Raw genomic sequence first — 13,989 nt, 5'->3', positions numbered from 1 at the left:
GGCGGTCGGCGGCACGGGCCGCCCCGGGATCCGGGTCCCGAGGGTGGTTCGCGTGTTCGCGTCACCGGTTAGCCTGGGACCGTGAGCCAGAGTCGTACCTACCAAGTGCGGACCTACGGCTGCCAGATGAACGTCCACGACTCCGAGCGCCTCTCCGGCCTGCTGGAGGACGCTGGGTACGCGCGCGCAGCCGAGGAGACCACCGCAGACATCGTCGTCTTCAACACCTGTGCGGTCCGCGAGAACGCCGACAACCGCCTGTACGGCAACCTCGGGCACCTGCGTCCGGTCAAGGACGCCAACCCGGGCATGCAGATCGCGGTCGGCGGCTGCCTGGCGCAGAAGGACCGCGGTGAGATCGTGCGCCGCGCCCCGTGGGTGGACGTGGTGTTCGGCACGCACAACATCGGGTCCTTGCCCGCCCTGTTGGAGCGCGCCCGCGTCCAGCGCGAGGCGCAGGTGGAGATCGCCGAGTCCCTGGAGCACTTCCCCTCCACCCTGCCCAGCCGCCGCGAGTCCGCGTACGCCGCGTGGGTGTCGATCTCCGTCGGCTGCAACAACACGTGCACCTTCTGCATCGTGCCCGCGCTGCGCGGCAAGGAGCAGGACCGGCGTCCCGGCGACATCCTGGCCGAGGTGCGCGCCCTGGTGGACGAGGGCGTCAGCGAGATCACCCTGCTCGGACAGAACGTCAACGCCTACGGCAGCGGGTTCGGCGACCGCCAGGCCTTCTCGAAGCTGCTGCGCGCCTGCGGTGAGGTCGAGGGGCTGGAGCGGGTCCGCTTCACCTCCCCGCACCCGCGCGACTTCACCGACGACGTCATCGAGGCGATGGCCGAGACGCCCAGCGTCATGCCGCAGCTGCACATGCCGTTGCAGTCCGGGTCGAGCAGGGTGCTCAAGGACATGCGTCGCTCCTACCGCCAGGAGCGGTTCCTATCCATCGTGGAGAAGGTGCGCGCCGCCATGCCGCACGCGGCGATCACCACCGACATCATCGTGGGCTTCCCCGGGGAGACCGAGGAGGACTTCGCCGAGACGCTGCACGTGGTGCGCCAGGCCCGGTTCTCGATGGCGTTCACCTTCCAGTACTCCAAGCGGCCGGGGACTCCGGCGGCGACGATGGACGGACAGGTCCCGCCCGAGGTGGTCAAGGACCGCTACCAGCGCCTGGTGGAACTCCAGGACGCCGTCTCGTGGGAGGAGAACCAGAAGCTGGTGGGGCGGGAGGTCGAGCTGCTGGTCGCCGAGGGCGAGGGCCGCAAGGACGGCGAGCACCGCCGCCTGTCGGGACGGGCGCCCGACAACCGACTCGTACACTTCGCCGTGGGCGAGGGCGAGGAGCCGCGCCCCGGCGACGTGGCGACCGTGGAGGTCACCTACGCCGCGCCGCACCACCTGGTGGCCGACTCCGGTGTCCGGAACCTGCGCCGCACGCGCGCCGGGGACGCCTGGGCCGCACGGAACGGCCGATCGGCCGAGGCAGCCGGCCCCGGCGTCCTGTTGGGCATGCCGAAGGTCGGCGCTCCGGCGGCCGAGCCCGTCACCCCCGTCGGCGGGTGTTGCGACGCCTGACCCGACCCGTGTTCTCCGCGGCCCCCGGCACGACGCCGGGGGCCGCGGCCGCGTCAGTCGCGGCCGAGGCGCACGTACAGATCCCTGAACCGCATCGCTCCGGGCGAGTGCGTCCGTGCGGGCTCGCGGCCGGGCGCGAGGTCCAGGTCCGGGTAGGCCCTGACCAGCGAAGTGAAGGCGACCTGTCCCTCCTGCCTGGCCAGGCGGCGCCCAGGCAGTAGTGGATGCCGTGGCCGAAGCCCACGTGCGACTCGCCGGGCTTGCCGTGGTGGCGGGTGATGTCGAACCGGTGCGGGTCCGGGTACACGTCGGGGTCGCGGTTGGCGCCCGCGATGAGGGCGACCGCACGGTCCCCGGCGGCCAGCCGACCGCCCTTGAGCCGGATGTCCTCCGCCGCGTACCGGACCTGGGTGAGGAGCGCGACACCGCACCAGCGCAGCATCTCGTGCACGGCGGCGGGCACGAGCTCGGGGTCGGATCGCAGCAGGTCCCACTGGTCGCGGTGCGTGAGCAGGGCGTGGGTGCCGTTGGTGAGCAGGTGGGCGGTGGTCTCGTGCCCCGCGATGACCAGTGTGAAGACCAGGGTGATCAGTTCGGCCTCGCTGAGTCTGCCGCCGTCCTCGTCCTGTTCGGCGATCAGCGCGTCGAGCAGGGTGTCCTGGGGTTCGGCGCGGCGCCGCGCGATCGTCGACTTGATGTGGTCGATCATCGCTCCCAGCACGGCGTTCATCCGTTCCGGCCTGGTGGGGTCGAACTCCTGGAGGGTGCGGCTCCACTCCCGCCACGCGGGCCGGTCCTCCTCGGCGACGCCGACCAGGTCGCAGATCACCGTGATAGGCAGCGGATAGGCGAAGTGTTCGAGGAGGTCCACGGACCCGTCCTCCTGTGCGTGGTCCGGCAGCCGGGCCAGGAGGTCGTCGGTGATCCGCTGGACCTTGGGACGGAGCTCGTTGACGCGGCGCACCGTGAAGGCGCGCGAGACGAGCTTGCGCAGCCGCGTGTGGTCGGCGCCGTCCATCTGGAGCACGCTCTCGCTCACGTAGGCGGCCAGGTCCGGGGTGATGCCCATGGTTTCGAGGAGTTGGGACTTCCTTTGGGTGGTGGCTCCCTCGCGCACGTTGGCGGGGTCGACGACGAATCGGCGGTCGCTCAGGATCGTGCGCACGTCCTCGTCGTCGGCGAAGAGGACGACCTCGAAGCCGTCGGCGAACAGGGCCGGAGCGGACCCGCCCGCGCTGGCGACCCGGTCGACCAGGGAGCGGGGGTCGCTGGTCCAGGCCGGGTCCATGAGGTTGATCAGGTCGTGGGTCGCGGAGGGTGTGGCCGTCATGGGCACTCCAGTGTCAGGTGTCGCGAGTGGCGTGCGTGTAGCGGTCGACCTCGGCTCGGAAGTCGCGCGCGAGGTTCTCGAACAGGGCGGCGACCTTCGGCCAGGCGGCGTGCAGCGTGCCGTCGTCGTCGGACTCGCCCAGGGTGGACCGGATGGCGTCGGCCAGAACGTCGGCGTGGTGGTCGACGGTCGGCGGTGTGAAGCCGGGGTGCTCGGCAAGGAGCGGCTCGGCGACGAGGAAGCCGGTCAGGATCGAGGAGTAGGCGTACACCTGGTCGGCGCGGGACCGGTCGGTGCGGATCAGGCGGTGGTCGCGCAGGACGTCGAAGTAGCTTCCCGTGGTGGTGTGCTGCCGCTCGACGAGCTTTGCGCTGTACTCGGCGGCGGCCCGTGCGAGGCTGCCCAGGATCTCGGTCCGGCCCGTCACCACCGTGGCGATGATCGGTGACTCGTGCATCGCCAGGGCGTAGGTGCGGGCGAGGGCGCTGGGCCAGATCCCCTCGGGGCCTCGCGGAGCACCTCCAGCGTCCGCTCGGTCATGGCGGTCTGGGCGCGGAGCAGGACTGCCAGGAACAGCACCTCCTTGGTGGGGAAGTGCAGGTAGACGGTGCCCTTGCCGACACCGGCCCGGCGGGCGACGTCCTCGATGGTGATCCTGGGGTAGCCCCAGGAGACGAGGAGGTCGCCCGCCGCGTCGAGGATGCGCTCGGCGCGGGCGGCGCGGTTGGCGGTCTTGTTCGTCGACCGGGTGGGGAGGGCACGGCGTTCTCCTGACCGGGACACGGCTGCGCTCCGTTCGGAGCGGTGTCGACGCGAGGATCATGGCCGTGCCCCCTTGCGGGTTCTGACTCCATGACCAGATTTCGAATCTGGTCATGGAGTCAACGCTAGGCGACGACGGGACGCCTGGCAAGCGCCCAGGTGACGGGTCGGATCAGCTGGATCGCCTGGGGTGTGCCCCGCAACTCCCTACCCTGCTGCGCGACGGGCGGCATCCACGGCACACTCCGGCGGGGGACGGGGAACCGGCCGTGGAGGGTCAGTCGCCGACGGTGGGCGGCTGACCGTGCGGAACGAGGGTGGCCACGTCCACGAGCGTCTCGCCCGGCTCCTCCCTCGGGCGGGTCATCGCGGTCTCGACATGGGCGAGCGCGCGCTCGACGAGATCGGTGGAGTCGTAGGGCAGCCACCGCACGCGGGGGTCGCGGCGAAACCACGACTCCTGGCGGCGGGCGAAGCGGCGGGTGGCGCGGGCGGTGCTCTCGCGGGCCTCCTCCTCGGTCAGGTCGCCGTCGAGCTGACCGATCGCCTGCGCGTAGCCGAGCGCGCGCGAGGCCGTGCGGCCCTCCCGCAGGCCCATGGCGTCCAGTCGGCGGACCTCGTCCAACAGCCCGCGCTCCCACATGCGGTCCACGCGGGCGTCGATCCGCGCGTCCAGTTCCTCGCGCGGGGCGGTCAGCCCGACCTGTGCGCACGGGTAGTAGGGGGTGTGGTCGGGCAGGGTGGCGGTGAAGGGCTGGCCGGTGAGCTCGACGACCTCCAGGGCGCGTACGATGCGCCGTCCGTTGCCGGGCAGGATGGTGCGCGCCGCCTCCGGGTCGACCTCGGCCAGTCGGGCGTGCAGGACGCCCGGGCCGACCTCGGACAGTTCGGCCTCCAGGCGGGCGCGCACCTCGGGGTCGGTTCCCGGGAACTCCAGGTGGTCCAGGACCGCGCGCACGTACAGCCCCGAGCCGCCGACCAGGACCGGCAGGACGCCGCGTTCGGCGCACTCCTCGATCCTGTCGCGGGCCATCTCCTGGTAGCTGGCCACATCGGCGGGCTCGCTGACCTCCCACACGTCCAGAAGGTGGTGGGGGACGCCGCGCATCTCCTCGCGGGTGACCTTCGCGGTGCCGATGTCCATGCCCCGGTACAGCTGCATGGAGTCCGCGTTCACCACCTCGCCGCGCAGCCCCGTGCGTTCCTCCAACCGGAGGGCCAGTTCGACGGCGAGGTCCGACTTGCCCGCAGCGGTCGGGCCGACGACCGCGATCAGCTTGATCATGTCCCCAGCGTAACCACGGCTCAGGCTGCTCCGGCCGCTGCTACGGGTGCTCGCGTCCGGAGCCCGTGTCGGCGGTACCGCCTAGGATGGTGCGCATGCGATTCGCCAAGGGCCACGGAACAGAGAACGACTTCGTGATCCTCCCCGACCCGGACGGGGAGTTCGACCTCACGGAGGGGACCGTCCGTCTGCTGTGCGACCGCCGGGCCGGGATCGGCGGTGACGGGGTCCTGCGCGTGGTGCGCACCCGTGCCCTCGGTGAGGCCCTGGCCCCGGCGGCCCGAACCGCCGAGCGGGCCGAGTGGTTCATGGACTACCGCAACGCGGACGGAACCGTCGCGGAGATGTGCGGCAACGGGGTCCGGGTCTTCGCGCGCTACCTGCTGCACGCCGGACTGGTCGAGCGGGACCGCTTCGAGGTGGGCACCCGCGACGGGGCCAAGGAGGTGCGGATCGAGGCCAGCGGTGACGTGACCGTCGACATGGGCCGGGTGGAGATGCAGGGCGCCTCATCGGCCAAGCTCGCGCGCCAGGTCGTGCACGGCGCGCAGATCTCCGTCGGCAACCCCCACCTGGCCTGCGAGGTCGAGGGACCGGTGGCCGAGGTCGACCTCACCCGGGCGCCGAGCTGGACACGGAGGCCTTCCCGCAGGGCGCCAACGTGGAGGTCTACGCCGAGGTCGCGCCGGGGGTCCTGGAGATGCGCGTGTACGAGCGCGGCTCGGGGGAGACCCGTTCGTGCGGGACCGGCATCGTCGCCGCGGCGGCCGCCGCGACCCCGACCGGGGGGAGCGCCACGTGGACCGTGCGTGTTCCCGGCGGAGAGTGCGTCGTGTTCCTGGACGCCGACGGGGCGCGTCTGAGCGGCGCGGCCGTCATCGTGGCCGAGGGGGAGACCTCGCTGGTCTGACCGGGGGCTCGGGAGCGGTCCGGGGCGCGCCGATGGCACAGCGCCGTTCCTGCCGCGGCCCGGGCACGACGGGCGTGTGCGTCCGCTCCGGCTCAGATCCCGCCGACGAACCGCCCGGGGGCCAACCGGTGCCGGGGGTCCAGGGCGTCCTTGACCGACCGCATCAGCGGCAGGCCCGGAACCTCGCCCCAGAGGTCCACACCGGCCTCGTGCACGTGCTGCTCGGCGCGCATCAGCGTCAGCGACCAGCCCGGACGGGAGCGCACGCCCTCGGCGGCCGTCGCGATCACGTCCGCGCCGGTCCCAGGTGGGAACACGGCGTGGAGCGCTCCGCTGGGGACCGAGCCCCGCACGAGCACGTCCGCGTCGGCGGCCCGGACGAGTTCGCCGATCCGCTCCGCCGCCGCGAGCGACTCGGCGGGGGGACACGCCACGAAGCCGAGCGTTCCCCGCGCGGGGACCAGCCCCCATCCCTCGGGGAGCCGCTCCGAGACGACCGTGTCGCCGCCCAGTGCGGCGCGGACCCCGTCGACCCGAGCGGTCATGCCCTCGGCCATCCCCTCCAGGACCACGTGCAGGTGGGCGCCGCCCTCCGACGGCCAGTCCAGGGCCACCGCGGAGGGCGCCACCGCACGGGCGCGCAGCGCCGCCGCCATGCGCTCACCGTGGGCCCGGGAGGAGACGGCGGCGGTCACCACCCGCAGGGCGGGCGGCGTCGGGTGCAGCCGGAACGTCACCGACGTGATCATCCCCAGCGTCCCCTGGCCGCCGGTGTGCAGTTTGGCCAGGTCGTATCCGGCCACGTTCTTCACCACCCGGCCGCCGGTACGGGTCAGCACGCCGTCCGCGCGTACGACCGTCATGCCGATCACCAGGTCCCGCAGGGCGCCGAACAGCAGGCGGCGCGGCCCGCACACCCCGGTGGCGACCATGCCGCCGACCGTGCCGCCCACGCGCACGGGGTCGGCGGACAGCCGCTGACCCGCCGCCCCCAGCACGTCCGTCAGCTCCGCCACGGGTGTTCCTGCGCCCACCGTGACCACCAGGTCGTCGGCTGTGTGCTCGATCCCGGTCAGGGCGGCCGTCTCCACCAGCAGGTCCACCGAGCGCGGCGGGGCGCCCCAGTCCAGAGCGGTGCCGCCGCCCCGGGACACCACGCTCAGGCCGTGGCGGGCCGCCGCCGCCATGACCCGGGCCGCGTCGGCCTCGCCGCGCGGGCGCGCCACCACGGTGGGAACCACACCGCCGACGACGTCGCCGGGCGTGCCGGGGCGTGGACCGGAACCGGCCAGGTCGTCGAGCACGGACGGGTCGACGGGGCCGGTGGTCGATCGGACAGGCCGCACGTGGCTCCTTCGGATCAGCGGATCAGAACTGTGTCGCCCGGCCCGACTCCACCAGTGGGTGCACGCCCTTGCGCACCCCGGGCCGCTCCCCGCACAGGCGCGGGGTGGGCAGGAGTTTGTCCGGGTTGGCGATCCCGCTCGGGTCGAAGGCCCGGCGGAACCGCTCGAAGGTGTCGAGGTCGTCGGGGGAGTACATGCGGGGCATCGAGCACGCCTTGTCGGCGCCCACGCCGTGCTCGCCGGTGATCGACCCGCCGTACTCCACGCACAGGTCCAGGATGGCGCCGGAGACCTCCTCGGCGCGGCGGTAGCCGTCGGGGTCGGAGTCGTCGAACATCACCAGCGGGTGCAGGTTGCCGTCCCCGGCGTGGAAGACGTTGGCCACGCGGATGCCGGACTCCTCAGACAGCGCGGCGATGCGGCGCAGCACCTCGGGCAGGGCGGTCCGTGGGACGACGCCGTCCTGAACGATGTAGGCGGGGCTCATCCGGCCCACCGCGTCGAAGGCCGCCTTGCGGCCGGCCCAGATCCGCGCCCGTTCGTCGTCGTCGCTGGCCGTGTGGGTCCGGCGGGCGCCGTGGGCGGTGCACAGGCCCACCACCTCGGTCAGGTGGGCGTCCACGTCCGCGGCGGGCCCGTCGAGTTCGACGATGAGCACGGCGGCCGCGTCGGCGGGGTAGTCGCAGTCGACGAAGGCCTTGACCGCCTCGATGGACAGGGCGTCCATCATCTCGACGGCCGAAGGCAGCACACCGGAGGAGACGATCGCGCTGACCGCCGCGCCGCCCGCGTCCAGGGAGTCGAAGGCCGCGAGCAGGGTCACCGTACGCTCGGGCAGCCGTGTCAGTCCGACGGTCACCTCGGTGACGACGCCGAGGGTGCCCTCGGAGCCGATGACCGCGCGGACCAGGTCGTAGCCGGTGCCGTCGGGAGCCTTGCCGCCCAGACGCACCACCTCGCCCTCGGGCGTGACGAGTTCGAGTCCGCGCACGTGGGTGGCGGTGAACCCGTACTTGAGGCAGTGCGCGCCGCCGGAGTTCTCGGCGACGTTGCCGCCGACCGAGCACACCGCCTGGCTGGAGGGGTCGGGGGCGTAGTAGTAGCCGTGCGGCGCGGCCAGAGTGGTGATGTCGAGGTTGGGCACTCCCGGTTCGACGACCGCGCACTCGTTGGGGATGTCGACCTCCACGACGCGGCGCATCCGCGCGGTGGTGAGCAGGACGCCCTCGTGGTGCGGGAGGGCGCCGCCGCTCAGGCCGGTCCCGGCGCCGCGGGGGACGAACGGGACGCCGGTCCCGGAGCACAGGCGCAGGACCGCGGCGACCTGCGCGGTGGTGGTCGGCAGGACGACCACGCCGGGCAGCGACCGGCGGTGGGTGAGGCCGTCGTGGTCGTAGGCCCGGCGTTCCCGGGCCTCGGTGAGGACCCCGTCGGGCCCGCAGATGTCGCGGAGCCGTGGGATGAGGGTGGTCAGGGCCTCGGACATGGGTGCCCCCGGTGCCGTCGTCGCAGCGTGTCGATCGCAACGTATGACGCACCCCTGGCCGGGGCAAGGGGTGCCGTGGAGTGTCGACCCCGCCGGGGGAGACGGCCGCTCGTGTGGCTACGGCATGCGCTCGTAGGCGGGCAGGGTGAGGAAGTCGACGTAGTCGTCGGCGAGGGCGACCTCGGCGAACAGCTCACTGGCCTGCTCGTAGAGGGCTTCGTCGAAGGCGTCGCCGAGGGCGCCGCGGATCGCGCCGAGTTCCTCGTCGATGATCCGTTTGACGAGCTCGGCGGTGACCTTGGGGCCGTCGTCGAGGGTGACGTCGTTGTGCAGCCACTGCCAGATCTGGGAGCGGGAGATCTCGGCGGTCGCGGCGTCCTCCATGAGGTTGTGGATCGCCACCGCGCCGTTGCCGCCCATCCAGGTCGCCAGGTACTGGAGGGCGACGTTGATGTTGTTGCGCAGACCGGTGAGCGTGACGCCGCCCTCGGTCCGGTCGACGGCGAGCAGGTCGGCGGCCGAGACCTCGACCTCGGGGCGCAGCTTGTCGATCTGGTTGGGGCGCTCGCCCAGGACGCCGTCGAAGATCTCCTTGGCGACCGGCACCAGGTCCGGGTGGGCGACCCAGGATCCGTCGAAGCCGTCGCCGGACTCGCGGGACTTGTCGTCGCGGACCTTGGCGAAGGCGACCGTGTTCACCTCGGCGTCCTTGCGGGACGGGATGAAGGCCGCCATGCCCCCGATGGCGTGCGCGCCGCGCTTGTGGCAGGTCTTGACCAGCAGTTCGGTGTAGGCGCGCATGAACGGCGCGGTCATGGTGACGGCGTTGCGCTCGGGCAGCAGGAAGCTCCGGCCGCGGGTGCGGTGCGTCTTGATGATGCTGAAGAGGTAGTCCCAGCGGCCCGCGTTGAGACCGGCGGAGTGCTCGCGCAGCTCGTAGAGGATCTCCTCCATCTCGAACGCGGCGGGGATGGTCTCGATGAGGCAGGTGGCGCGGATGGTGCCGCGGGGGATGCCGAGGCGCTCCTGGGCGAGGACGAAGATGTCGTTCCAGAGGCGGGCCTCCAGGTGGCTCTGCATCTTGGGCAGGTAGAAGTACGGGCCCCGGCCCTTGTCCAGCTGGCGCTGGGCGCAGTGGAGGAAGTAGAGCGCGAAGTCGACGATGCCGCCGCTGGTGCGCTGGCCGTCGACGAGGATGTGCTTTTCGTCCAGGTGCCAGCCGCGCGGGCGCACGACGATCGTGGCGAGCTCGGAGTCCTCCTTGAGGGCGTAGCTCTTGCCCTGGGGGGAGGTGAAGTCGATCCGGCGGTCGAGGGCGTCGCGCAGGTTGAGCTGCCCGCCGATCATGTTCTCCCACAGCGGGGTGTTGGCGTCCTCGAAGTCGGCCAGCCACACCTTCGCGCCGGAGTTGAGCGCGTTGATGGTCATCTTGCGGTCGGTGGGGCCGGTGATCTCGACTCGGCGGTCGGTGATGCCGGGGGCGGGGTCGGCGACCCTCCAGCCGTCGTCCTCGCGGATGTGCTTGGTCTCCGGGAGGAAGTCGAGGTCCGTTCCGGCCGAGATCTGCTCCTGGCGCGTCCTGCGCGCGGCGAGCAGCTCCTGGCGGCGGCCCTCGAAGGTGCGGTGTAGTTCGGCGACGAGGTCGAGGGCCTCGTCGGTGAGGATCTCGTCAAAACGGTCGTGGAGGGGGCCCGTGATCTCGACCCCGTGCGTGGCGCCCATGGATAACCTTCCGCAATACGGAACAAGCTTCTGGTATGTGGAAAAGAAGCTACTCTCTTGATGTCGAGCGGTCAACGCGCTGTGTGTGCTGCACGTCGGGAAGAATTTCTACTATGCGAAGGTTTGCGAAATTTCTCGCATGAAGTTGCGTGTTTCTTCAGTATCTCATCCGATGCGTCGGCCCCATCTCACCCTCTCGATCTCAAGAGTTTCGGGGGGCGCCCGGGATAATGACGTGCCTGGATGCGGCCGAGGTGGGACCATCGACCCCACGACCCCGCCGGCGCACGCCCGACCGGGAAGATCCGCGGCGGCCGAGACGTTGACCCACCTGGAGGGATATGAATACTTCTGACATCCGCGGAACCGACCCGGCCGGAACCCCGGGCGAGGACGAGTTCCGCGAGGCGATCGCCACCGGGGACGCGGACGACCTCCTCGACCGCGCAGAGGAGACGGACGGCGGTCGTGACACCGCCTCGCGCGACGCTCCCGAGCGGGGCGAGATGGAACTCGCCGAGCGGCACGCGCTGCGCCGTGTCCAGGGGCTGTCCACCGAACTCACCGACGTCACCGAGGTCGAGTACCGAACGCTGCGTCTGGAGCGTGTCGTGCTCATCGGCGTGTGGACCAAAGGCACGCAGACCGACGCGGACAACTCGCTCACCGAACTCGCGGCCCTGGCCGAGACCGCCGGGGCGCTCGTGCTGGAGGGGTTGACCCAGCGCCGCCCCAAGCCGGACCCCGCCACCTACATCGGCAAGGGCAAGGCCGCCGAACTGCGCGACATCGTCGAGGCCACCGGGGCCGACACGGTCATCTGCGACGGAGAGCTCACCCCCGGCCAGCTCCGCCAGCTGGAGGACGTCGTCAAGGTCAAGGTGGTCGACCGCACCGCGCTCATCCTGGACATCTTCGCCCAGCACGCGCGCAGCAGCGAGGGCAAGGCCCAGGTCGAACTCGCCCAGCTCAACTACCTGCTCCCGCGGCTGCGCGGTTGGGGTGACTCCCTGTCCCGGCAGGCCGGCGGCTCCGGCGGCGGTTCGGGCGGCGGTGTGGGACTGCGCGGCCCCGGTGAGACCAAGATCGAGACCGACCGGCGGCGCATCAACGACCGGATGGCCAAGCTGCGCAGGCAGCTTGCCCACATGCGCACCGCTCGCGAGGTCAAGCGCGACGTGCGCCGGACCCGCGAGGTCCCGTCGGTGGCGATCGCCGGCTACACCAACGCGGGCAAGTCGAGCCTGCTCAACCGGCTGACCGGCGCCGGGGTGCTGGTGGAGAACGCCCTGTTCGCCACCCTGGACCCGACCGTGCGCCAGGCGCGCACGCCCGACGGCCGCGGCTTCACCCTGAGCGACACGGTCGGATTCGTCCGGCACCTGCCGCACCAGCTGGTGGAGGCGTTCCGCTCCACCCTGGAGGAGGTCGGCGACTCCGACCTGATCCTGCACGTGGTCGACGGCGCGCACCCGGACCCCGAGCAGCAGATCAGGGCGGTCCACGAGGTCTTCGCCGAGATCGACGCGACCGACGTTCCCGAGCTGATCGTGGTCAACAAGGTCGACGCGGCCGACCCCGACACGCTCAAGGTGCTGCGCAGCCGCTACCCCGACGTCGTCGAGGTCTCGGCGCGCACCGGCGAGGGCGTGTCCGGTCTCGTCGCCGCGGTCGCCGACGCGCTGCCCGAACTGGCGCACGAGGTGCGCGCGGTGGTCCCGTACTCGCGCGGCGACCTGGTCGCCAAGGCCTACGAGGAGGGGCGGGTCCTCAGCGAGGAGCACACCGGAGAGGGCACGCGGTTGCACGCGTTCGTCCCCGAACTGCTCGCCGCCAAGCTGGGGGAGTACGCGCCCAGCACCGCCTGAGGGCGGGGCGACGTCTCCCCGCGACCACACCGGACGGCCGGGGCGCTCCACCGGGGCGCCCCGGCCGTTTCGTGCGAGCGTGGCGATCGTCACCCAAGGCGACTCGCGAGTATTGGCGACAATCACTCGCATTCGTCCCTCAGGGGAGGTGTACAGGGGGTCGGAGAATGGACTACGGTTTTGGAGCACCGGCCCTCAGCGGCCGCCGTCCCCTCTGACAGGCGACGCCCCCAACCGCTGACACGGCCCTCGGCGGCCCCGCCGCCGCCCCGGCTCAGTCGGATCGCTCCAGATACGAGGTCGCTATGTCCGCCCGTGTACCCCACGACCGTGTCGCCAGCCGTCATCGGCGGATCTGACCGGCGAACACGAACCATGACGCTGGTACTCCTCACCAACATCGGTCGGCTGTGGACCGGGAACGAGCTGCTGACCAAGGCGGCGCTCCTGCTCAACGGTGACCGCGTGGCCTGGGTCGGCCCCGCCGCCGACCTGCCACAACGCATCCCCGGGGTGTTCGACGACCTCACCGACGTGGACGAGGTCGTCAACATCGGCGGCGGCCTCGTCACTCCGGGACTGGTCGACGCCCACTGCCACCCCGTGTACGCGGGCGACCGGTACGCCGAGGTCAACATGTGGGCCAAGGCGCGTCCAAGGGGGACATCTTCGCGGCCGGCGGGGGAGTGTCGACCACGGTGACCATCACCCGTGGGACCGACCCCTGGACGCTGTGCAACGCGGTGCGGGAGCGCCTGCGCCACTGGGTGCTCACGGGCACCACCACGGTGGAGGCCAAGACCGGGTACCACCTGACCCGGGACGGGGAACTCGCCGACGTGCGCCTGCTGCGGTCCCTGGAGGAGGAACCGGGGATGCCGCGCCTGCACGTGACGTTCTTCCCCGCGCACGGGGTGCCGCCGGAGTTCTTCGGACGCCCCAAGGAGTACGTGAGCACGGCCGCCTCGTGGCTGAACGACGCCGCGATGGCCGGTGCCGACGGGGTGGACGTGTACTGCGACAACCAGCAGTTCACCACCGACGACGCGCACATGCTGCTGAGCGTGGGCCAGTCGGTGGGGTTGCGCACGACCCTGCACGCCTGCTCGCGCCCCCGCCACGGGGCCGTGCGGATGGCCGCCGAGTTGGGGTGTTCCTCGGTGGACCTGCTGCACGAGACCGACGACGAGGACGTCCTGGCGCTGGCCGCCACCCGGACGCCGGTGGTGGCCTGCCCCACCACGTCGCTGCACGAGCGCCGGACCCCGCCGGTGCGCACGCTGCTCGACCACGGGGTGCCGGTCGGGCTGGGGACGGACCACAATCCGGGCCAGTCCGGGGCCACGTCGATGCCGCTGATCATCTCGCTGGCGATCTCGATGTTCGAGATGACGGTCCACGAGGCGCTCAACGCGGCCACCAGGGGTGGGGCGCGGGCGCTCGGTCTCCCCGACCGGGGAACGCTCACGCCGGGCAGTGTGGCGGACCTCGTGCAGTGGGACGCCGACCACGAGGGCGCGTTCGCCTGGTCAATGGGCCTGAACGCCCTGCGTGTGTGGCACGGAGGGCGGGCGATCAACTAGCCCGCCCGCCACGCTCGATGGTCGTCCTCGGCGCGGCGCCGTCTTGCCGGTGGCTTCCAGGACCGCCGCCAGCCGGTGCGCCCGACCACCCTCGGCGTGGTTCCGCTGGCCCGTGGCCGGGC

8 protein-coding genes and 3 pseudogenes are annotated in these 13,989 nt (G+C 71.9%); 4 read left to right on the top strand and 7 right to left on the bottom strand.

Translation table 11 applies throughout. The features are described 5' to 3' along the window. The first annotated feature begins 105 nt into the window (after positions 1–105). Positions 106–1,575, top strand: coding sequence for a tRNA (N6-isopentenyl adenosine(37)-C2)-methylthiotransferase MiaB (miaB, locus tag BJF83_RS14720; RefSeq protein WP_262391558.1), 1,470 nt, complete (start codon positions 106–108; stop codon positions 1,573–1,575). A 53-nt stretch (positions 1,576–1,628) separates the two neighbouring features. Here miaB and BJF83_RS14715 read toward each other — a convergent pair. The 4 genes and pseudogenes from BJF83_RS14715 to miaA form a co-directional block, all read right to left on the bottom strand. Continuing rightward, positions 1,629–2,905: pseudogene (locus BJF83_RS14715) on the bottom strand (cytochrome P450). Between the two features lie 13 nt (positions 2,906–2,918). Beyond that, on the bottom strand, positions 2,919–3,362 hold the full coding sequence (locus tag BJF83_RS26100; RefSeq protein ID WP_143831896.1) for a hypothetical protein: 444 nt from the start codon (positions 3,360–3,362) through the stop codon (positions 2,919–2,921). Next, positions 3,329–3,688 (bottom strand): TetR/AcrR family transcriptional regulator, encoded by a 360-nt coding sequence (locus BJF83_RS26095; RefSeq protein WP_083678538.1) that lies wholly within the window; start codon positions 3,686–3,688, stop codon positions 3,329–3,331. The genes BJF83_RS26100 and BJF83_RS26095 overlap by 34 nt, the downstream gene beginning before the upstream one ends. Before the next feature lie 256 nt (positions 3,689–3,944). Further along, a complete protein-coding gene (gene miaA, locus BJF83_RS14705; protein ID WP_075926730.1) occupies positions 3,945–4,952 on the bottom strand; it encodes a tRNA (adenosine(37)-N6)-dimethylallyltransferase MiaA in 1,008 nt (335 codons plus the stop codon). A gap of 95 nt (positions 4,953–5,047) precedes the next feature. Between miaA and dapF the strand changes: the two are divergent. After that, a pseudogene (gene dapF / locus BJF83_RS14700) lies at positions 5,048–5,862 on the top strand (diaminopimelate epimerase). A 92-nt stretch (positions 5,863–5,954) separates the two neighbouring features. On the opposite strand, the gene BJF83_RS14695 reads toward dapF, so the two are convergent. From BJF83_RS14695 to aceB, 3 genes are all read right to left on the bottom strand, one after another. After that, positions 5,955–7,208, bottom strand: a complete 1,254-nt coding sequence (locus tag BJF83_RS14695; RefSeq protein WP_394329341.1) for an FAD-binding oxidoreductase — start codon at positions 7,206–7,208, stop codon at positions 5,955–5,957. A gap of 22 nt (positions 7,209–7,230) precedes the next feature. Beyond that, complete coding sequence (locus tag BJF83_RS14690; protein WP_075926729.1) at positions 7,231–8,694, bottom strand: FAD-binding oxidoreductase; 1,464 nt, start codon at positions 8,692–8,694, stop codon at positions 7,231–7,233. Positions 8,695–8,811: 117 nt separating this feature from the next. Then, positions 8,812–10,416: a malate synthase A gene (gene aceB / locus BJF83_RS14685; RefSeq protein WP_075926728.1), complete on the bottom strand. Its 1,605-nt coding sequence runs from the start codon at positions 10,414–10,416 to the stop codon at positions 8,812–8,814. A gap of 341 nt (positions 10,417–10,757) precedes the next feature. On the opposite strand from aceB, the gene hflX reads away from it, so the two are divergent. Together hflX and BJF83_RS14675 are read left to right on the top strand one after the other, a co-directional pair. Beyond that, positions 10,758–12,284 (top strand): GTPase HflX, encoded by a 1,527-nt coding sequence (hflX, locus tag BJF83_RS14680; protein ID WP_075926727.1) that lies wholly within the window; start codon positions 10,758–10,760, stop codon positions 12,282–12,284. Positions 12,285–12,659: 375 nt separating this feature from the next. Continuing rightward, positions 12,660–13,867, top strand: a pseudogene (locus BJF83_RS14675) (amidohydrolase family protein). Positions 13,868–13,989 lie beyond the last annotated feature (122 nt).

Origin of the sequence: Nocardiopsis sp. CNR-923 (assembly GCF_001942255.1) — a bacterium.
Classification (GTDB): domain Bacteria; phylum Actinomycetota; class Actinomycetes; order Streptosporangiales; family Streptosporangiaceae; genus Nocardiopsis.
This window is presented reverse-complemented; position numbering and strand designations above follow the sequence as displayed.